The organism is Duganella sp. CF517 (assembly GCF_900110275.1).
In the GTDB taxonomy this organism is placed as follows: domain Bacteria; phylum Pseudomonadota; class Gammaproteobacteria; order Burkholderiales; family Burkholderiaceae_D; genus Rugamonas.
This window is the reverse complement of record NZ_FODC01000007.1, coordinates 184,034-203,102: the sequence shown is the minus strand read 5'-3', so window position 1 is coordinate 203,102 and position 19,069 is coordinate 184,034. Positions and strand designations below refer to the sequence as shown.

General features: G+C 66.5%; 17 protein-coding genes, 1 pseudogene and 1 riboswitch. Of the genes and pseudogenes, 6 read left to right on the top strand and 12 right to left on the bottom strand.

What is annotated here, in order from left to right; translation table 11 throughout:
- Window positions 1-4: 4 nt before the first annotated feature.
- A complete protein-coding gene (locus tag BMX85_RS24870) occupies window positions 5-913 on the bottom strand; it encodes an NAD kinase (protein ID WP_090325215.1) in 909 nt (302 codons plus the stop codon).
- Between the two features lie 187 nt (window positions 914-1,100).
- Window positions 1,101-2,096: a DUF3667 domain-containing protein gene (locus tag BMX85_RS24865; RefSeq protein ID WP_090325213.1), complete on the bottom strand. Its 996-nt coding sequence runs from the start codon at window positions 2,094-2,096 to the stop codon at window positions 1,101-1,103.
- Window positions 2,097-2,240: 144 nt separating this feature from the next.
- Between BMX85_RS24865 and BMX85_RS24860 the strand changes: the two genes are divergently transcribed.
- From BMX85_RS24860 to gloA, 4 genes are all read left to right on the top strand, one after another.
- Window positions 2,241-2,492, top strand: a complete 252-nt coding sequence (locus BMX85_RS24860) for a hypothetical protein (RefSeq protein ID WP_090325443.1) — start codon at window positions 2,241-2,243, stop codon at window positions 2,490-2,492.
- Between the two features lie 86 nt (window positions 2,493-2,578).
- Window positions 2,579-3,922: a PQQ-dependent sugar dehydrogenase gene (locus BMX85_RS24855; protein WP_090325212.1), complete on the top strand. Its 1,344-nt coding sequence runs from the start codon at window positions 2,579-2,581 to the stop codon at window positions 3,920-3,922.
- Between the two features lie 94 nt (window positions 3,923-4,016).
- Window positions 4,017-4,448 (top strand): OsmC family protein, encoded by a 432-nt coding sequence (locus tag BMX85_RS24850; RefSeq protein WP_090325210.1) that lies wholly within the window; start codon window positions 4,017-4,019, stop codon window positions 4,446-4,448.
- A 72-nt stretch (window positions 4,449-4,520) separates the two neighbouring features.
- Window positions 4,521-4,928 carry a lactoylglutathione lyase gene (gene gloA / locus BMX85_RS24845; RefSeq protein WP_090325208.1) on the top strand — a complete coding sequence of 136 codons (408 nt, stop codon included), beginning with the start codon at window positions 4,521-4,523 and terminating at the stop codon, window positions 4,926-4,928.
- A 13-nt stretch (window positions 4,929-4,941) separates the two neighbouring features.
- On the opposite strand, the gene BMX85_RS24840 is transcribed toward gloA, so the two are convergent.
- The 4 genes from BMX85_RS24840 to BMX85_RS24825 all read right to left on the bottom strand — a co-directional run bounded on the left by BMX85_RS24840 (window position 4,942) and on the right by BMX85_RS24825 (window position 8,182).
- Window positions 4,942-6,291: a TolC family outer membrane protein gene (locus BMX85_RS24840; RefSeq protein WP_090325207.1), complete on the bottom strand. Its 1,350-nt coding sequence runs from the start codon at window positions 6,289-6,291 to the stop codon at window positions 4,942-4,944.
- A gap of 85 nt (window positions 6,292-6,376) precedes the next feature.
- Entirely contained in the window at window positions 6,377-6,700 is a 324-nt protein-coding gene (locus BMX85_RS24835) for a rhodanese-like domain-containing protein (protein ID WP_090325206.1), read from the bottom strand.
- Window positions 6,701-6,714: 14 nt separating this feature from the next.
- Window positions 6,715-7,368 carry a protein-L-isoaspartate O-methyltransferase family protein gene (locus tag BMX85_RS24830; protein WP_090325204.1) on the bottom strand — a complete coding sequence of 218 codons (654 nt, stop codon included), beginning with the start codon at window positions 7,366-7,368 and terminating at the stop codon, window positions 6,715-6,717.
- Between the two features lie 169 nt (window positions 7,369-7,537).
- The gene (locus BMX85_RS24825; protein ID WP_090325202.1) at window positions 7,538-8,182 is read right to left on the bottom strand and encodes a TetR/AcrR family transcriptional regulator; all 645 of its coding nucleotides are present in this window, start codon (window positions 8,180-8,182) and stop codon (window positions 7,538-7,540) included.
- A gap of 148 nt (window positions 8,183-8,330) precedes the next feature.
- Here BMX85_RS24825 and BMX85_RS31605 point away from each other — a divergent pair.
- Window positions 8,331-8,501 (top strand): annotated as a pseudogene (locus BMX85_RS31605) (hypothetical protein); the annotation flags it as partial.
- Between the two features lie 11 nt (window positions 8,502-8,512).
- On the opposite strand, the gene BMX85_RS30600 reads toward BMX85_RS31605, so the two are convergent.
- Window positions 8,513-8,659, bottom strand: a complete 147-nt coding sequence (locus BMX85_RS30600; RefSeq protein ID WP_177196881.1) for a hypothetical protein — start codon at window positions 8,657-8,659, stop codon at window positions 8,513-8,515.
- A gap of 147 nt (window positions 8,660-8,806) precedes the next feature.
- Window positions 8,807-9,037, top strand: a riboswitch (cobalamin riboswitch).
- Window positions 9,038-9,194: 157 nt separating this feature from the next.
- Here BMX85_RS30600 and BMX85_RS24815 point away from each other — a divergent pair.
- On the top strand, window positions 9,195-11,297 hold the full coding sequence (locus tag BMX85_RS24815) for a TonB-dependent receptor (RefSeq protein WP_090325201.1): 2,103 nt from the start codon (window positions 9,195-9,197) through the stop codon (window positions 11,295-11,297).
- 117 nt (window positions 11,298-11,414) lie between these two features.
- Here the strand turns inward: BMX85_RS24815 and BMX85_RS24810 are convergent, their stop codons facing one another.
- From BMX85_RS24810 to BMX85_RS24790, 5 genes are all read right to left on the bottom strand, one after another.
- Complete coding sequence (locus tag BMX85_RS24810) at window positions 11,415-13,898, bottom strand: glycoside hydrolase family 95 protein (RefSeq protein WP_218147406.1); 2,484 nt, start codon at window positions 13,896-13,898, stop codon at window positions 11,415-11,417.
- Window positions 13,899-13,928: 30 nt separating this feature from the next.
- Window positions 13,929-15,896, bottom strand: coding sequence for a sialate O-acetylesterase (locus BMX85_RS24805; RefSeq protein WP_090325199.1), 1,968 nt, complete (start codon window positions 15,894-15,896; stop codon window positions 13,929-13,931).
- Between the two features lie 240 nt (window positions 15,897-16,136).
- Complete coding sequence (locus tag BMX85_RS24800) at window positions 16,137-17,537, bottom strand: glycoside hydrolase family 88/105 protein (protein WP_229210658.1); 1,401 nt, start codon at window positions 17,535-17,537, stop codon at window positions 16,137-16,139.
- 208 nt (window positions 17,538-17,745) lie between these two features.
- Entirely contained in the window at window positions 17,746-18,558 is an 813-nt protein-coding gene (locus tag BMX85_RS24795) for a DUF2145 domain-containing protein (protein WP_090325197.1), read from the bottom strand.
- Window positions 18,555-19,049, bottom strand: coding sequence for a hypothetical protein (locus tag BMX85_RS24790; RefSeq protein ID WP_177196880.1), 495 nt, complete (start codon window positions 19,047-19,049; stop codon window positions 18,555-18,557). Before BMX85_RS24790 ends, BMX85_RS24795 begins: the two co-directional genes overlap by 4 nt.
- Between the last annotated feature and the right edge of the window lie 20 nt (window positions 19,050-19,069).

Here is a 19,069-nt window from a genome sequence, read left to right as displayed (position 1 = left end):
GTGGTTAATTGAGTTTGCCTTCGCCCGACGGATACTCGTTCCAGTGGAGCTTGTCGCGCAGCGTGTTGAAGTAGTTCCAGCCCTCCGGGTGCAGGAAGGTGATCGCGTGCGGCGAGCGCTGGATCACGATCTGGTCCTGCGACTGCAGGCTGGCGAAGGTTTGCATGTCGAAGTTGACGCTGCAATCGCGCCCGCGCACGATCTCGATGACGATCTGGCTCGATTCGGGCAGCACGATCGGCCGGTTCGACAGCGCGTGCGGCGCGATCGGCACCAGCACCACGCCGCCCAGGCTCGGATGCAGCAGCGGGCCGCCGGCCGACAACGCGTACGCGGTCGACCCGGTCGGGGTCGAGATGATCAGGCCGTCGGAGCGCTGGTTGTACATGAAGTGGCCGTCGACGTCGACCCGCAATTCGGCCATGCCGGCGCCGGCGCCGCGCGCGACGACGACGTCGTTGACGGCCAGGCCGAAGTGGATGTCCTTGCCGTCGCGCCGCACGCGTCCCTCAAGCAGCGTGCGGCGTTCGGCCTTGTAGCTGCCGCCGAGGATCTTGGCCAGCACGTCGAGCATGCCCTCGAGCGGGATGTCGGTCATGAAGCCGAGCCGGCCCTGGTTGATGCCGATCAGCGGCACGTCGAACGGCGCCAGCTGGCGCGCGATGCCGAGCATGGTGCCGTCGCCGCCCATGACGATGGCGGCGTCGCATTCGGCGCCGATCTCGCCGGCGGTGAGCGCGCGCACGCCGTCGAAGCCGCCCGCCAGGTGTTCGGCGGTCTGCTCCTCGAACACCACCGTGCGTCCGCCCCGGCGCAGGAAGTCGACCACGCTGCCCACCGAGTCGGCGATGCCGTCGGTGTTGGGGCGCACGACCAGTGCTATGGTTTGAAAATCGGCGTGCGTGGCGGTCATAAAAGTCTCGGCAAAAAGGGGGGATCGACGACACGCAGCAGAGTAACCCATAACGCCGGCTTCTGCCATCACCCGTCGGCCCACCCGTTACTGTACGTTTAGACAGTATTTTCCGCAGTATAGTGCGCGGGCCGCCAGACTGCAAGCACCGGCCCGCTTTTGAACCGCCGTCGTCCCGCAGCAGCGCTCAGTGCAAGGTCATGATGCCGCTGGCCGCGCTCAGGGCGCTGGCGACGAAGATGCAGACCATGAACGACGCCATCAGTACCGCCCAGCGCCAGAAGGTGCCGAAGCGGCCGCTGTGGTAGACGCGCCGCATCGCCCACGGCAGGTACGCCAGCAGCCAGCACCACAGCGCGAAGTCGACGATGCCCACGTTGATCAGCAACATGGCGCAGAACATGAAGTAGGCGAAGGCGTTGGTGTGCAGCGCGAACAGCACATGCTCGCCGAAGCGCCGCCCCGACCCCAGGTAGAGTATCTTCAGGAACAGCGCGAACACCGGCATCAGGCAAAAGATCGCGTACGGCGCGTACCGGTAGAAGGCGTCGACGAACACCTTTTTCTGCTGCTCCTGCGGCAGCGCGTCGAACCGGTGCCATTGCTGCCGCACGCGCGGCCAGCCGCTCAGCAGGTCGTCGACCTGCCCGGGGCCGAAGTCGTCGCCGTCCCCGGACTTGGCCGCCTTCGGCGCCGCCGCGTCCGGCGCGCCGGCTTTGAGTTCCTGTTCCATGTCGGCGATGGCCGCTTCGGCCGCCGCCTTGCCCGCTTCCGCGTCCGGCGCGTCGCGCCCGGCGGTGGCGGCCACCTTGGCGCCCGGCCTGGCCTGTTCGTCGATCACCGGCTCGAAGCCGCCGGTGAACTTGAGCACCGCGAAAAACAGCAGGCTCAGTGTGAGATAGATGCGCAGCGGCTGCACGAACCGCACGCGGCGGCCGCGGATGTATTCGTTGGTCAACTCCCCCGGGCGCAACAGCAGGCGCGACATCGTGCCCCACAGCTTGCCCTCGATCGCCACGTAATGGCCGATGAACTCGTGCAGGAATTCGCGCGTGCTGGCGTGGTGCAGGTGGGCCTCCTGGCCGCAGTTGGCGCAAAACGCGCCGGTGAGCACCGCCTCGCAGTTGGGGCAGCGGCCGGCCGGCGCGTGGCTGTCCGGGACGGAATGTGCGGCAGTGCTCATGCGATCAACCCTGTCGGAGGAAAAGTAGACTAAATGATAAACGATGATAAACGAGTTCGCGCCGATGTTGTCGAAATTCAATCTAGCGACTGACGGAAAACCAACTCGCTACTATTGTTACAACAACGATTGAAGGAGAACATCATGAAGGACCACCAAGTCAATACCGACACCAAGGTCAAAAACGACGGCGAGCAACGCATGCCGCACGAGCGCGACGAGTCGCCCGACGGCCAGGACATCGAGCCGCGCAGCGTCGGCAAGCAGGCCGCCGCCGACGTCGACAGCGGCATGGTCGACACCGACGCGCGCAACAAACCGGGCGTCGAGCATGTCAAAACGCCGATCCCGCGCGACGCCACGGCGCGTCCGCAACCGGGCACGAAGCGAGATTAAATACGAGATTAAATACGAGATTAAAGGCGCGACCAGGCCGCCGGCCGGTCCGCCACCGCGACAACTTACCAGGTAACGACACCACTATGAAAAACACCACCGCAAGCGCAGCCCTTCTGATCCTCGGCGCCGTGCTGGCGCCGCACGCGGCGCTGGCGCAAGGGGCGCCGGGCGCCTATCCGGTCGGCTTCGGCCCCAATCCGGCGCTGCCGGAGCCGGACAAATCGCTGATCCCCACCGTCAACGTCGCGCCGGTCGACCGCTGGACCGCGCAGGAAACCCCGCAGCCGGCCGCCGGCTTCGCCGTGACCGCCTACGCGCGCGGGCTCGACCATCCGCGCTGGGTCTACACCCTGCCCAACGGCGACGTGCTGGTGGCCGAAACCAACGCCCCGCCCAAGCCGGACGACAGCAAGGGCATCAAGGGCGCCGTCATGAAGCACCAGATGAAAAAGGCCGGCGCCGTCACCGAGTCGGCCAACCGCATCACCTTGCTGCGCGGGCTCGACGCCAAGGGCGTGGCGCAGACGCGCACCATTTTCCTCAAGGGCTTGAATTCGCCGTTCGGCATGGCGCTGGTCGGCAACAACCTGTACGTGGCCAACAGCGACGCCATCGTGCGCTTCCCGTACAAGGAGGGCGAGACCAGCATCACCGCCGCCGGCGTCAAGGTGATGGACCTGCCGGCCGGCACCATCAACCACCACTGGACCAAGAACATCATCGCCAGCCCGGACGGCAAGTTCCTGTACGCGACGGTCGGCTCGAACAGCAACGTCGCCGAAAACGGCATGGAGGCCGAGGAAGGCCGCGCCGCGATCTGGGAGCTGGACCTGGCCACCAACAAGTCGCGCCTGTTCGCCACCGGCCTGCGCAACCCCAACGGCATGGGCTGGGAGCCGCAAACCAAAACCCTGTGGACCGCCGTCAACGAGCGCGACGAGCTGGGCAACGACCTGGTGCCCGACTACATGACCTCGGTCAAGGACGGCGGCTTCTACGGCTGGCCGTACAGCTACTTCGGCCAGAAGGTCGACGCCCGCGTCAAGCCGCCCAAGCCGGAGCTGGTGGCCAAGGCCATCGCGCCCGACTACGCGCTGGGCGGCCACACGGCCTCGCTCGGATTGGCGTTCTACGATGCCAAGCTGTTCCCGCAGAACTACCAGGGCGGCGTGTTCATCGGCCAGCACGGCTCGTGGAACCGCAAGCCGCACAGCGGCTACAAGGTGGTGTTCGTGCCGTTCAGCGGCGGCAAGCCGTCGGGACCGCCACAGGACTTCCTGTCCGGCTTCCTCGACAAGGACGGCAAGGCGCAGGGCCGGCCGGTGGGCGTGGCGGTCGACAAGGCCGGCGCGCTGCTGGTGGCCGACGACGTCGGCAACATCATCTGGCGCGTGGCGCCGGCCGCCGCCAAGACGGCCGCGCGCTAACGGCCCGACGCAGTGTGCGGCAGCGAACGGACCGGGCCGCGCACTGCCGCCATGATGAGACTCCTATAGACAGACCCACCACACGGAGAACATCATGAGCAACGAACGCGCAGGATCGGCAGTATGGAGCGGCGCCCTGAAGGACGGCGCCGGCAAGATCTCCACCGAGAGCGGCGCCATGGACGGCGTGCAATACGGCTTCCACACGCGCTTCGAGGACGGCCCCGGCACCAACCCGGAAGAATTGATCGGCGCGGCCCACGCGGGCTGCTTCACGATGGCGCTGTCGGGCATCCTGGCCGACGCCGGCATGACGGCCAAGCATCTGGCCACCACGGCCACCGTCACGCTGGACAAGGTCGACGGCGCCTTCGCCATCACCAAGGTGCACCTGAACCTGGTGGCCACGATCCCCGGCGCCGACCAGAAGAAATTCGACGAGGCGGCCCTCAAGGCCAAGCTGAACTGCCCGGTGTCGAAGCTGCTCAACGCCGAGATCACGCTCGACGCCCAGTTGCAAGGCTGACGTCCGGCACGAGCAAGGATGCGGCAAAACGCATAAAATCGCGGTTTCTCACTTCACCAACGAAAGACCACGATGCGTATTTTGCACACCATGCTGCGAGTCGGCGACCTTCAGCGCTCGATCGATTTTTACACCAAAGTGCTGGGCATGAAGCTGCTGCGCACCAGTGACAACCCGGAGTACAAGTATACGCTGGCGTTCCTGGGCTACGGTTCCAATCCCGACCATGCCGAGCTGGAGCTGACGTACAACTACGGCACCACCAGCTACGACATGGGCAACGCCTACGGCCACATCGCCATCTCGGCCGACGACATCTATGCGGCCGCCGCGGCGGTGCGCGCCAACGGCGGCACCGTCACCCGCGAGCCCGGCCCGGTCAAGGGCGGCTCGACGGTGATCGCCTTCGTCACCGACCCGGACGGCTACAAGATCGAATTGATCGAACGCAGTTTCGACGGCCGGGGCGCGGGACTGTAAACGGGCTTGCGGCTTAACGCGCCAGCAGCGCGTTGACCGGCGCCAAATCCTCTTCCTTCAACGTGCCGGCCGCCGACCTCAGGCGCAGGCCGTTCATGATCGTGTCGTAGCGCGCGCGCGACAGGTCGCGCTGGGTCGCATACAGCTGGCGCTGCGCGTTCAGCACGTCGATGTTGATCCGCACGCCGACCTGGTAGCCCAGCTTGTTCGAGTCGAGCGACGACTTGCTCGACAATTCCGCCGCCTCCAGCGCCTTGACCTGGGCCAGGCCGCTGTTCATGCCGAGGAAGGCCTGGCGGGCGTTTTGCGACGCCAGCCGCTTGGTCGATTCCAGATCGTTGCGCGCCTTGTCTTCCAACGCGATGGTTTCGCGCACCTTGCTGGTGATGGCGAAGCCGTTGAAGATCGGGATGTTCCACGTCACGCCGATGGAGTTGGTCTTGGTGGTGCCGCTCGCGGTCACGCTGTTGTGCTGGGTCTGGGCGATCAGGTTCGCCGTCGGCAGGTGGTTGGCGCGGTTGCGCGCGATTTCGCGCTTGGCGATCTCCAGCGACAGCTGGGCCGAGATGACGGCGAAGTTCTGGTCTTCCGCCGAGCTGATCCAAGGATCGACGGCGGCCGGCTCCGGCGCGGCGATGGTCACGCCGGCGCGCAGCGGCGCCAGCTCGCCCGGCGTCTGGCCGATGATGACCTGCAGCGCGGCGCGCTTGTTGTCCAGATCGTTGATGGCGGCGAATTCCTGCGCCACCACCAGATCGTAGGCCGCCTGCGCCTCGTGGGTGTCGGTGATGGTCTGGGTGCCGACCTCGAAGTTGCGCTTGGCCGAGGCCAGCTGCTCGGTCGTGGCCACTTTCTGCGCCTGCGTCGAGGTCAGGTTGTCCTGCGCCGTCAGCACGTCGAAGTACGCTTGCGCCACGCGGGTGATCAAGTCCAGGCGCGCCTGGGCGAAGGTGGCCTCGGCCTGCGCCTGGGCCAGCTTGCTTTGCTGATAGGTTTGCCACAGGCTCAGGTTGAACAGCGGCTGCGCCAGGGCCACGGTGTAGATGTTGTTGTGGTTGTCGGCGTCGCGCTTGGTGGCGTAGATCGGCTGGCCAAGGATGTTGGTGTCGATTTGCTGGCCGACGTTGAACGGCGTGACGTCGCCCGTGTTGCGGGTGTTGGAACCGCTGGCGCTGATGACCGGCAGCAGCCCGGAGCGCCCTTGCGTGATCCGCTCGCGACCAGCTTCAACCGAAGAGCGGGCGCTGGCGTACGTGGCGTCGTTCGCGAGCGCTTGCTGATAGACTTGAAGAAGATCGGCCGCCTGTGCGTTGAGCGTCAAAAAGGCGCTGGTGATCAGCACGGCGATAAGGGGTCTCTGCATTGCATTCTCCGTTGGAGTCATCAAAAAAGTTGATCAAATCAAAAACACTGCCACCCTGGCGCCGCGCCGACTCCGTCGCGCGCGGCTAGTACTTCGGCATCGCCGGGTCGACCTGCAACGCCCACGCGTGGATGCCGCCGGTCAGGTTGACCGTCTTGCCGAAGCCGTTACGCTCCAGGAAGGCGGCCACCTGCAGGCTGCGCGCGCCGTGGTGGCAGATGCAGACGATTTCGGCGTCCTCATCGAGGTCGTCGATGCGCGCCGGTATCGTGTTCATCGGGATCTGCAGCGAGCCGTCGATGCGGCAGGTCTCGAATTCCCAATTCTCGCGCACGTCCAGCAACACCGGCTTGGGACGCGCGTCGTCGGCCAGCCACGCGGCCAGGTCCGGAGCGGTAATATGCTGCATACGCCGCCCGCCGCTTAAAACTGGAACGCCGACGGCGTCGTCGCCGAGGCCAGCGGCTTGACGCTGGTTTCAAACAGGGTGCGCGTGTCGTAGCCGGCTTCGCCGGTACGGGTAATCAGTTGCGCCTTCATCGCCGGCGCCTGGCCGATGATGACGGCCAGGCGGCCGCCCACCTTCAGTTGCTGCAACAGCGACTCCGGCAGCACCGGCAGCGAGCCCGACACGACGATGACGTCGTACGGGGCGCCGTTCGGCCAGCCCTGCGCGCCGTTGCCCAGCTCGACCTTCACATTGGTCACGCCGTTGTCGGCCAAATTCTTTTCCGCCAGCGCCTTCAGTTCCGGCGAGATTTCCACCGTCGTCACGTGGCGGCCCTTGTGCGCCAGCAGCGCGGCCATGTAGCCGGAACCGGCGCCGATCTCGAGCACGTTCTCGTGCTTTTTCAGGTTCACGTCCTGCAGCAGGCGCGCCTCGATCTTCGGCATCAGCATCGATTCGCCACCCGCCAGCGGGATCTCGGCGTCGACGAAGGCCAGCGCCTTGTGCGCGGCGGGGACGAAATTCTCACGTTTAACCACGTGCAACAGCTCCAGAACCTCCGGGTCCAGGACGTCCCAAGGGCGGATTTGCTGTTCGATCATGTTGAAACGGGCTTGTTCGATATTCATCTTATGACTCGGTCGGGATTAAATAATCCGTCATTTTATCGTTGAACTGGCATGGAGGCACATATTAACGAGTTGACGGCCATATCGCGGGAAATTGCGACAGTCTGCAGTTTAAGGGGGATGAACCTACCAAATTGGCAACTTGGACGGAAAACGCCACGGGAAGCGCTCAAGGCGCGGCCATCTGCAAGCCGCCCAGGGTGGTGTCGATGAAGGTATTCATGAACGCGTGCGGATCGATCGCCGGCATCTCGCAGGCCGGCATGAAGGAATTGGTCCACATCATCAGCATCATCACCGGCGCGATCAACACCGGCGTCATGACGGCCGGATCGACCGGCCGGAACTCGCCCCGGCCGATGCCGCGCACCAGCACGCTGGTGATCAGGTCGCTGCCGCGCTTGACCACCTCTTCGTTGTAAAACTTGGCAAGTTCGGGGAAATTGTGGCCTTCGGACAGCATCAGCTTCGTAATGCCGGCCAGGTGCGTGGTGCAGATCTCGTCCCACCAGGCCATCAATATAGTGCGCAGCAGCTCGCCGCTGTGGCCCTCGAACACGGCCGCGTCCTGCTCGGCCTCGCCGATGGCTTGCACGATGGTCTCGCGCACCACGGCCTTGAACAACTCTTCCTTGTTGGTGAAATACAGGTATAGCGTGCCCTTGGACACGCCGGCGCGCTTGGCCACGTCTTCAAGGCGGGTGGCCGCGTAGCCACGTTCGACGAACTGCTCCAATGCGGCGGCCAGCAATTCCTGCGGCCGCGCGTCCTTGCGCCGCTCCCAGCGTGGCTTGGTGTCTTGAGGGGCTTGCATGGGTGGTTTTCATATTAACTTACTTGTAAGTCATTAATATAAGCGCAAGGGTCCGCAGCGTCAAGCGGCGGCTTTGTTGCCCGCCCGATCCCCTAAGTGAGCCTGTCCATCCGCCACGTGGCCGGGGTAGCGCCAATACGACGAAAACATCACGCCTTTCCTCGATGCGCTCGAGAAGCTGAACCAGAGGACGCCGCTCGACGGCCTGCGCTGGAGCCTCGAACACGCCGAGACGATCAGTCCGGCGGACATCGCCAGGGTCAAGGCGCTGGGCGGCGGCATCGCGCTGGACACCAAGACGGCGCTGCATGGCGACGCCTTCATCAAGACCTACGTCCGCGACAAGGCGTCGCAGACCCCGCTCGTCGAACAACTGCTGACACCGAGGCGCAGCCCGCGCAGCAGCACGTCGCCGGCCTCATACACCGTCTCCAGCGCCTTGGTACCGATACCGTCAACGTTCTGGATGTTGGTCACGTTCGCCTTCCCGCCTGGGACGGTAGGCAACCAAACGGCGTTGCCGCCGGTCAGTCCGCGTCGATTCAGGAAATGAGGCATGTCTTTATTGTAGTTCTTGCATCGGCGCCTCCCTGTTAATCAAATTGCCATGGACGCCGCCACACAGTATCATCGTGGTGTTTTGGTGCTCGCGGTCATGCCTTGACCGCAGTTAAACGGGAAACACGCGCTGGGAGGCCAGCGGTCAACGTGTGCTGTCCCCGCAACGGTAAAACAGGCGCCGGCGTGTTGTGATGTGCCGGCGGTCAGTCCAACAGTCCACTGTGCGTTCGGCATGGGAAGGCGGGGTGATTTGTCCTGTTAGCCCGGATACCGGCCAGAACGGATGGAAGCAAGCGGCCGGGACCTGTCGTATTGGCGGAGGAGGCACTGCCGGCGCGCACCGCCGCGCCGGTGCATCGTCCGCCCTTGGCCGCGCCTGTTTCTTTTTTGTTCGGCACACGAGGGATGTGCCGGAAAAAAAGACCGCGACGCGGTCACGATCGACAATCCCATGAAAACCATACTATTGACGCATTCCCCATCGCGGCTATGCCTGCTGCCATCCATGTTGCTGGCCGCCCTGCCGACCTTCGCCAGCGAGGCAGCCAGCGCCGAAGACATCCAGCCCTTGCAACAGGTGCAAGTCTCCGCCAGTCTGATCCCGCTCGGCGTGGCCGACTCCGCCAACCAGGGCACGGTGACCGCCAAGCAGCTGGAAAATCGCCCACTGTTGCGCACCGGCGAATTGCTTGAGGCCGTGCCGGGCCTGATCGTGACCCAGCATGCCGGCGACGGCAAGGCCAATCAATACTTCGCGCGCGGCTTCAATCTCGACCACGGCACCGACTTCCGCACCACGGTGATGGGCATGCCGGTCAACCTGCCCACCAACGCCCACGGCCAGGGCTATTCGGACCTGAACTTCCTGATCCCAGAACTGGTCAGCACCATCCAGTACAAAAAGGGAACCTACTATGCGGAGGAAGGCGATTTTTCCGCCGCCGGCGCGGCCGCCTTCGACTACGTCCGGCAGCTGGCGCAAGGCTTGCTCAGCGTGGAGGCGGGCCAAAACCGTTTCCACCGGATACTGGTCGCCAACTCGACGCCGCTGGCAGACGGCACCCTGCTTTACGCGCTCGAGCGGGCCGGCCAGGACGGGCCGTGGGATACGCCGGAAGACTATAAGCGCGTCAACGGCGTGCTGTCGTACAGCTGGGCCCGTGGCGACGACGACCTGCGGCTGACCGCGATGGGCATGCATTCGTCATGGAACTCCACCGACCAGGTGCCGCAACGCGCCCTCAACAGCGGACTGATCGGACGGTATGGCGCGCTCGATCCCACCGACGGCGGCGAGACCTCGCGCTACAGCCTGTCGGGCGACTGGACCCGCCGTTACGCCGACGGCATCGGCAAGGTCAACGCCTACTTCATCAAATCGCGACTCGACCTGTTCAGCAACGTCACCTACGTGCTCGACGACCCCGAACACGGCGACCAGTTCCACCAGGCCGAGAGCCGACAGATCCTGGGCCTGAACGGCGAGCGCGCCTGGCAGCACGCCCTCGGGCCGTTCGCGTCCGAGACGTCCATCGGCGTGCAACTTCGCCAGGACCGTCTGTCGCCGGTGGGCCTGTACCTGAGCGAGGCGCGGCGCCGCCTGTCCACCGTGCGCGAGGACGACGTCACCGAGCGCAGCGGCGCACTGTACCTGTCCAACAGCACCAGCTGGACGCCGTGGCTGCGCACCGTCGCCGGTTTGCGCTCGGACCGCTACACCTTCGATGTGGACAGCGATACCGCCGCCAATTCGGGCAAGGTGGACGCCGTCATCAACAGTCCGAAATTCACCGCGATCTTCACGCCGGGGAAAAACGCCGAGCTCTACCTGAATTGGGGCCGGGGCTTCCACAGCAACGACGCGCGGGGCGTCACCGGCACCGTCGATCCCAAGACCGGCCTCGCGGTGGACGGCGATGGCGCGCCCATCGCGCGCGCCACCCCGCTCGTCAAGGCCACCGGCAAGGAGGCCGGCTTGCGGCTGGTGGGCCTGGTGCCCGGCCTGCAAACGACCATCGCCGCCTGGCAGCTGGACCTCGATTCCGAGCTGATCTTCATCGGCGACGCCGGCACCACCGAAGCGGGCCGTCCAAGCCGCCGCCACGGCGTGGAGCTGACCAACTTCTACTCGCCGGCCAAGGACTGGATCATCGACGCCAACCTGGCCTGGTCGCACGCGCGCTTCAGCGACAGCGACGCAGCCGGCAAATTCATACCCGGCTCGATCAACCGCACCGCGTCGGTGGGCGTGTCGGGCGAATCCGGCCAGTGGTCGGGCGGCGTGCGGCTGCGCTACTTCGGTGCGCGCGCGCTGGTGGAGGACGACGCCATACGCTCGCCCTCGTCGACACTGGTCAACATGAAGCTCGGTTACCGACTGGCGGCCAACCTTAAACTCACCGTAGAAGTGCTCAACCTGCTGGACCGGCGCGTGAGCGACATCGATTACTACTATGAATCGCAACTGGCCGGCGAGGCGGCGCCGGTGGCGGATATCCATACCCATCCGGGCGAGATGCGCACGCTGCGAGCCGGCCTCGCCTGGCGTTTCTAAAAGCCGGCGCTTTCGGCATGGTGACCGCCACGGCGGTCCCTGTAGTCGCCCTCTAGCCGCCGGCCCCGTCCCGGGCCCTGAAATGGTCAGCCGCGCGGGAAAGCAAAAGCCCCACGGCTACAGCACCGCGCCGGCGCCTTTTTTATCCAGCACCACCTGTAGTACGCGGTCGCGGTAGCGTACCCGGACCTTGTCGCCCGGTTTGCCGCGCAGGCGCAGGCGCGTCATCCGGCCGCCGGCCCAGTCCAGGTCCAGCTCGACGCCGCCCTTGGCGCGCACGCCGCGCAGCGAACCTTCCGGCCAGGCCTTGGGCAGCGCCGCGAGGATGTGGATCTCGCCGCCCCAGGACTGCACCAGCATGTCCAGGATCGCCGCCGCGCCGCCGAAGTTGCCATCGATCTGGAACGGCGGATGGGAGTCGAACATGTTCGGATAGGTGCGCTCCGGTCCCAGCAGCCCTTGCAGGATCGAGTAGGCGCGCTCGCCCTCGCCCATGCGCGTCCACAGCGCCAGCCGCCACGCCGTGGCCCAGCCGGTCGATTTGTCGCCACGCGTGTTGAGGGTGACTTTGGCCGCCGCGATCAGCTCCGGCGTGTCGCGCACGTTGATTTGCTCGCTCGGATACACCGCGTACAGATGCGATACGTGGCGGTGCTGCTGCTCCGGCGCGCCGGCGTCCCAATCCTCCAGCCATTCCTGCAACTGCCCCTGCGCGCCGACGCGGTCGGCCGGCAGGCGCGCGCGCATCGTCTCCAGCGTGGCGGCGAAGGCGGCGTCGCCATCCTCGAGCAGCGCGTGGGCCTTGAGCGTCCAGCCAAACAGGTCGCGCACGATCTGGCGGTCCATCGCCGGACCGGCGCAGGTGGCCACGCCTTTGTGGTGCTCGTTCTCGGGCGAGATCGATGGCGACGTGACCAGTCCCCTGCCCTGCGGGTCTTCGACCAGCGTGTCGACGAAGAACAACGCCGCCCCCTTCAGCAGCGGGTAGATGCGGCGCAGCCAGGCCTGGTCCGGATTGTATTCGTAGTGCTCCCACAACGACTGGCACAGCCATGCGCCGCCGCACGGCCACATCCCCCACTTGGGGCCGTCGATGGGCGCGGCGGCGCGCCATAGATCGGTGTTGTGGTGCGCCATCCAGCCGCGCGCGCCGTAGCCCTTGCGCGCGGTGACGGCGCCGGTGACCGACAAATCCTCGACCATGCGCAGCAGCGGCTCGACGCATTCGCCCAGGTTGGCCGATTCGGCCGGCCAGTAATTCATCTGGGTGTTGATGTTGATGGTGTACTTCGAGCCCCACGGCGGATTGGTGCCCTCGTTCCACAGGCCTTGCAGGTTGGCCGGCTGGCTGCCCGGGCGCGACGACGACATCAACAGATAACGGCCGTACTGCACGTACAGCGCCGCCAGCGCGGCGTCCGCGCGCGCCTCGACGGCGGCGATGCGTTCGTTGGTCGGCGCGGACGCGGCGGCATTGGCGCCGGCGCTGGAACCGATGCGCAGCGACAGCCGGCGGAACAGCTTCCGGTGCGCCGCCAGGTGCGCGGCGCGCAGGCGCGCATACGGTTTGGCGGCGGCCGCCTCGGTCTGCGCACGCACGGTCTTGAGCGGATCGCCGCCGACGTCGGCATAGTTGACGTAGCTGGTCGCCGCCGCCACCAGCAGCGTCACCGTGCGGGCGCCGCGCACCTCGATGCGGTCGCCGCGCGGCGTGATCGTGCCGTCGCCGACGGCCTTCACGCGCACCGCGTAACGCAGCGCCGCCGGTATGCCGGCCGCCTCGATGTTGCGGCCTTCGACCAGCAGCGCGTCGCCACCATCGGCGCGCACGGACAGCGTGGACGGGCGCTCGCCGGCGCGCGGCGGTTCAAGGTAGTCCCACGCCACGCCGATCGGCGCCGATGTCCCTTTCCGGCGGCCGTCGTAATCGGTGTCGCCGTACCTGGCGGCGGCCGGGTGACGGTAACCGAGGTCGAAATCGAGCGTGCCGCCCTGCGCTGTCAGGCGTATCACCAGTACCTGGTCGGGCGCGCTGGCGAACACCTCGCGCAGATGCCGCGCCTTGCCGTCGTTGAAACGCGTGGTGGCGATGGCGGTGTCCAGTTCGAGCGAACGCCGGTAGTCGCCGGCGCCCGCCAGGCCCGCGAAGTCGAGCAGCAGGTCGCCGGCCGCGCCATACGGCATCTGTATCAATGGCTGGGCCATCATCGAGGAGGAGATCATGTCGGCCGCCTCGGCAAGCTTGCCCTGATCGACCAGCTTCCGGATCGCCGGCAGTGCCTCCAGCGAACGCGGGTTGTTCGGGTCATACGGCCCGCCGGCGAACAGCGTGTCCTCGTTCAGCTGGATGCGTTCCTGGGCCACGCGGCCGAAGCACATCGCCCCCAGGCGGCCATTGCCGACCGGTAGCGCTTCAACCCAAGCGCCTGCCGGGCGCTGGTACCACAACTCCAGGTTTTCGCGGCCGCCGCCGGCCGGCGTGGCGACCATCGTGGCGCCGGCCAGTCCGGGAAACGCCATCGCCAGTCCGGCCGATACCAGCAACTGCCGCCGGCCTTCCGAAACACTCTTTTCCACACCGTCGGTCTTCTTCTTGTTCAAGTCATCCTCCACATGGATCTGATTGCCCGCTTACCTGACCTCCAGCTCGAACGGCGCCGCCGGCAGGTCCTCGGCGCCGTAGAGATTCACGAAGGGGGCGTCGGCCCAGGCATAGCGGACATGCGTCGTGCCCGGGGCGTTGGCCCCTTTCAAGACCACCGTGTCGCCTTGCGGCGCCGCCAGCACATAACGGCACTCTGCGCCGGCGCACGCCTCGAAACCGATCGCGTGGCCCGCGCTATAGGTACGCAAGCCGCCACCGGCGCTCTTGAATTTGACCAGCAAGTCCTCGCCCGCCCGCGTCACGCCGGTCGCCTCCGGCCCGCCGGGCGCGATCGCCTCGCCGTAGGCCAGCGCGCGCGCCGCCCGGGCCAGCCGTTCGCCCACGATCGCTTTTTGCGGCGGATGAATATCGGCGCGGTCGCCGACGTCGATGGTGACGGCCAGGCCGGCATGCGCGTCGTTGCGGACGGTTTTGGCCTGGGCCTCGCGTAACCGCGCCCAATTCGACTCAGCCGGCTTGGTCGCGACCGCGCCGAACGACGACAATTGGGCGACCAGGAAGGGCAACCGCGGCTGGCCGAAGGTCTTGCGCCAATCGGCGATCAACAGCGGCAGCAAGGTCTCGTACTCCTTCGGCTCGCCGGCGTTGGACTCGCCCTGGTACCACGCCGCCAGTTTGAACTTGTAGCCGGCCAGCGGCGCGATCATCGCGTTGTGCAAGGTCGACAGGCTGGTCGGAATATCCCACGGCGCCGGCGGGATCGACAACCCTTTCAAGCGCGTGCCCACTTGATACTTCCACGGCGCCGACAGGGCGATGAACTTGCCGTCGCCGGTACTGACGCCGCGATGTTCCGGCTGCCCGGTCAAGCCGCCGCCAGTGCCGCCGCTAAGCACGTGAACGGCGATGACGTTACGGCCCGGCTTGAACACGCCGGCCGGCACGGGATAGTCGCGCCACACCCAGGCGGTGCTGCCGCCGCCCACGCGCACGCCGTTGACCCAGGTGCTGTCGTAGGTGTCGATAGGGCCGAGCTGGAGCTTGTTCGCGGCCCGCGCCTGCGCCTCGTCCAGCGTCACGGAGGTGCGGAACCACGCGGAGCCATCGAAGTCCGCCAGCGCCGCGATGCCGGCCTCCTTCCACGACCCAGCTGGCGTTACGGCGGGCCAGGCGGCGTCGTCGAAGTCCGGCGCGCTCCACGCGCGCTGCGCCTTGGCCTGCGGATCGTGCGCCTCCCACCATTGCTGGTGCCGGCGCGCCTCGCCGGCCATCGCCTTGGCCGGATTCGACGCCATGTCGGCCAGCGCGTCGAGCCGCTTTGCGTAGGCGGGCAAAGTCTTCAGCGACGACGCGCCGATCCAGCCCTGGATCGTGGTGCCGCCCCAGCTCGAATTGATGAAGCCGACCGGCACCTTCTGTCGCTGTTGCAGCGCGCGCGCCATGTAGTAGCACACCGCCGACGCCTCGCCGGCCGTCTTGGGCGACACCACCTGCCATGCCAGCGGCCGCGCCAGATCGCCCTGGACGGCCGCTTCGCTGACGTTTTGAACATTGACGAAGCGCAGATCCGGATTGGCGGGAAGGTCGGACCACGCGCCGGTCGACAGCCGCGCCGGGAACGCCATGTTCGACTGGCCGCCGCACAGGTAGACGTCGCCGATCATGATGTCATTGAGCGTGGTGGCGGCGCCGCCGCCGGAGACGGTCAACCGATGCGGCCCGCCCGCAGCCATCGCCGGCATGGCCAGCCGCCAAGCGCCGCCCGGCGAAGCTTTCGTCTCGGCGGTTTCGCCGCCCAGGCTCACCGACACGCGCTGCCCCGGGTCCGCCGTGCCCCATACGGTCAAGGGTTCGCCGCGCTGCAACACGGCGTGATCGCCAAAAATGGCAGCGAACGCCGGTGGCGCCGCCCGCGCCGCCACCGGGGCGGCGATCGACGACACGAGCGCAAGGAAGAACAGGCCGGCAACGCGGCTGCGGGATGGATTTTTCATATTGGCGCCAGAATCAGGCGAAAGTTTTCGCAGCATGAAGTGTGGCCGCATTTCCCCGCTTGCCATAGTCTATTTTAATAACGAAAACCACCATCTCCGGTTACATTTTTTGCCATGACGGCGGCACTTTCGCCGATGTCGACACAATTACAGGGCCTGGACTGAATTCCGATCCGTTAAAACCGCTTGTCCAGGAATTTCGCAAGCGGGCCCGGCCCAGCGTGCCGCCGCATCCGGCGATCAGTGCTCGCTGATCTTCGATCCGTTCTCGCGCGGCATGTAGTGATAGGTGCGCAGTTTGTGCTGGATGTCGATGGCGGGATTCTTGAGCAGCTTGACCATCTCGGCGCCGGCCAGCAGCACCGGACCGTAGCCGTGCATGGCGTCGACGCTGACCGGGCGGTTGTAGTAGTACACCTGGTCGCTGGCGAACGTGGTGCCGACGCAGGTGCCTTCCACTTGGCCCTTGGCGTTGATGCGCGTGCTCAGGCCGATCCATCCGGCCTGGGCGATCGAGCCGTAGGTGGTCGGACTGATCCAGCCCTGGTTGATCGCGTGCGCGTAGACGTAGACGAAAATCGCGGTGGCCGACGTCTCCAGGTAGGAGTCGTTACGGTCGAGCATCTGGTGCCACAGGCCGGTGCCGGACTGCAGCTCGGCGATGCCGCGCAGGCTGGCGCGCAACTGGGCCAGCACCTTCGGATAGGCCGGGTGGTCCTTCGGCAGCACGTCGAGCAGGTCGCTCATCGACAGCACCGCCCAGCCGTTGGCGCGCGCCCAGTAGAAGCGCGGCGCGTCCGGGTTGTTGGCGTTCCAGCCGTGCGTGAACAGGCCGTTGCGCTCGTTGTACAGGCGCTGCGCCATCGTCAGCACGTTGGAGGCGGCGTCGTCGAACCAGGCCTTGTCGCCGGTCAGGTGGCCCATCTCGGCCAGCGCCGGAATGCCCATGTACATGTCGTCGGCCCACAGCGACGAGGCCTGCGGACGCTGGCGCGCGAAGGTGCCGTCATCGAGCCGGTACTGCTTCTTCTGCACGTAGCCGCTGCAGGTGTCGATCATGCCCTTGAGGTCGGGGCCGACCTTGGCGAAGCGGGCGCGCACCAGCGCGGCGCACATCGAGCCGCTGTCGTCGAGCGAGCGCGGCTCCAGGAAGCGGCTGAAGCTGTTGGCGCGGCCCAGCTTGAACTGGGTTTCCTGCGCCTGGAAGTACGGCTGCGCGTCCTTGAAAAATTGCAGGTGGCGGCGGGTGACGTCGCTGTAGCGCTTGTCGCCGGTGACCTCGGCCGCTTTCAGCAGGCCGGAGTGGATCACGCCCATCTCGTACACCATCAGGCCGAAGTCGCCCGGCGACGGCTCGAACACGGCGCCCGCGACCGGCTTCTTGAGGTCGGTGACCGGCTTGCCGGTCGCCTTGTCGACGATGCGGGTCGGCGTGATGCTGTCGATGTAGCCGCGCACGCGCTCGAGCGCGCCGACGATCTCGGCCTCGGTCGGCTTTTTGTACGGCACCGGATAGGTGCCCTCGCCGGCGTCGTTGGCGCTTTTATTGTCGGGATTGCGGAACGGGCCTTCGGCGCAAACGGCGCCGGCGGCCAGGACGGCGGCTACCAGCAGGGTCAGTCGGCTGGACAATTGCTTCATTTTCAACCTTTCTATTTATATCGGTAATTGGTGTCTCCGATACGAAGGCTAGGCAAGGTCGATCATTACGTCAAGCACTAATTAAACGTTTACCTATCAGACCACAATTTCAAGTGGTCTGACCGCCTCGGGCGCCACGCACCCACCCGATCGCGCATGCCGCAGCCGTCTTGCAGGCGCCCCGGCGGGCGGACAGCCGGTGCAACGGTCAGCGGCGGCCCTTGATCTCCTGCACGCGCCAGCCCTCGTCGCGCGCGCGCACGAACGCCAGCATCGAATCGACGGTGACCGCGTTGATGCGGTCGGAAAAGCGCAGCGCGCTGGGATGGTCGTCGAAGGCGATGTGGGCCTTGAACACGCGCCCGCCCAGCCGCGTCAGCGGACCGATGCGCATCTCGGTCGGCGTGTAGCCGACCATCTTCAGCCACGACTGCGCCTGCTCGCGGGTGCGGATGCGGACATCGCTGGCGCCGGCCGAGGCCAGCACCTCCAGCACCCACTGGTTGGAGTTCTGGTACTTGGTGGCGAACGGATAGGCCACCATGCTGTAGCGGCTGCCATGGAAGCCGTGCAGGGCCGCCGGATCGCGCAGCACCTCGGCCAGCTTCGCGGCCGTTTTCGGCGGCGGCACGACCACCAGCGCATCGAGCGTGAACGGATCATCCAGGAAGAAATTGGCCAGGCCGTCGACCCACAACGCGGAATCGGCGGTGCCGCATTCGTTGAGCAGCTCGTACACCCGCCACGGCTGCCCCGGCGCGGCGCGGAACGCCAGCCCGGCGTGGCTGTACTTCAGGCCATACTTGGACAGATCCTGTCCCTGGCGCGCGACCATCGCCACGTCGCTGCCGGTGGCGTCCAGCGCGGCCTGCAGGGCTTGGCCGGTGGCCAGCGCATCGGCCAGCGCGGTCTGCGTCACCGGATGCTCTTCGCAGGAACGCCCGGCATGCGCCGGCGCGGCGGCCAGCATGGCGAGCGCGGCGACCATGCCCGCCGCGCGCCGCAGCGTGCGCCCGCTCATTGCGCCGGCAGGCGTTTTTGCGACAACAGCGCCTCGCCCAACGCGTTGGGAATGAAGGCCACCACCTTGCCCGAGGCGACCAGCAGGGTGCCGGTGGTCTCGGACACCACCTGCACCGTCGTGCCGACCGACAGGCCGATCGCGTTGGCCGTCTTGCCGGCCAGCTTGACCGACAGCTTGCCTGCCGAGCCGACCGAGGTCAGCACCACCTCGACGCCGTCCGCCAGGCTTTGCCCGACGCCGCTGACGACGTAGGCGCCGCCGAGGGCCACCGCGCCCGAGCCGGCGGCCGGGCCGGACGAATCGCCATGGGCGGAGCCGGCCACGCTGACCACCGGCGCGGCCAGGATGGACATGGTGCCGAGCGAGATTTTCTCGGACGGCGTGAAGTTGGACACGCCGTTTTGCGCCAGCGCCGGGGCGCCGCCCAGCGCCAGCACCAGCATGGTGGAGGCGGCGATGGTGGTCGAAAGTACTGTTCTTGCTGTCATGGGTAAGCTCCCGTTGTGGG

Excerpts from the sequence above, each read along its gene's own strand:
- BMX85_RS24855 (WP_090325212.1), top strand. The coding sequence starts at position 2,579 with ATGAAAAACACCACCGCAAGCGCAGCCCTTCTGATCCTCGGCGCCGTG.
- BMX85_RS24795 (WP_090325197.1), bottom strand. The coding sequence starts at position 18,558 with ATGAGCGGGCGCACGCTGCGGCGCGCGGCGGGCATGGTCGCCGCGCTC.
- BMX85_RS24790 (WP_177196880.1), bottom strand. The coding sequence starts at position 19,049 with ATGACAGCAAGAACAGTACTTTCGACCACCATCGCCGCCTCCACCATG.
- BMX85_RS24865 (WP_090325213.1), bottom strand. The coding sequence starts at position 2,096 with ATGAGCACTGCCGCACATTCCGTCCCGGACAGCCACGCGCCGGCCGGC.
- BMX85_RS24835 (WP_090325206.1), bottom strand. The coding sequence starts at position 6,700 with ATGCAGCATATTACCGCTCCGGACCTGGCCGCGTGGCTGGCCGACGAC.
- gloA (WP_090325208.1), top strand. The coding sequence starts at position 4,521 with ATGCGTATTTTGCACACCATGCTGCGAGTCGGCGACCTTCAGCGCTCG.
- BMX85_RS24825 (WP_090325202.1), bottom strand. The coding sequence starts at position 8,182 with ATGCAAGCCCCTCAAGACACCAAGCCACGCTGGGAGCGGCGCAAGGAC.
- BMX85_RS24815 (WP_090325201.1), top strand. The coding sequence starts at position 9,195 with ATGAAAACCATACTATTGACGCATTCCCCATCGCGGCTATGCCTGCTG.
- BMX85_RS24840 (WP_090325207.1), bottom strand. The coding sequence starts at position 6,291 with ATGCAGAGACCCCTTATCGCCGTGCTGATCACCAGCGCCTTTTTGACG.
- BMX85_RS24805 (WP_090325199.1), bottom strand. The coding sequence starts at position 15,896 with ATGAAAAATCCATCCCGCAGCCGCGTTGCCGGCCTGTTCTTCCTTGCG.
- BMX85_RS24860 (WP_090325443.1), top strand. The coding sequence starts at position 2,241 with ATGAAGGACCACCAAGTCAATACCGACACCAAGGTCAAAAACGACGGC.
- BMX85_RS24850 (WP_090325210.1), top strand. The coding sequence starts at position 4,017 with ATGAGCAACGAACGCGCAGGATCGGCAGTATGGAGCGGCGCCCTGAAG.
- BMX85_RS24830 (WP_090325204.1), bottom strand. The coding sequence starts at position 7,368 with ATGAATATCGAACAAGCCCGTTTCAACATGATCGAACAGCAAATCCGC.
- BMX85_RS24870 (WP_090325215.1), bottom strand. The coding sequence starts at position 913 with ATGACCGCCACGCACGCCGATTTTCAAACCATAGCACTGGTCGTGCGC.
- BMX85_RS24800 (WP_229210658.1), bottom strand. The coding sequence starts at position 17,537 with ATGAAGCAATTGTCCAGCCGACTGACCCTGCTGGTAGCCGCCGTCCTG.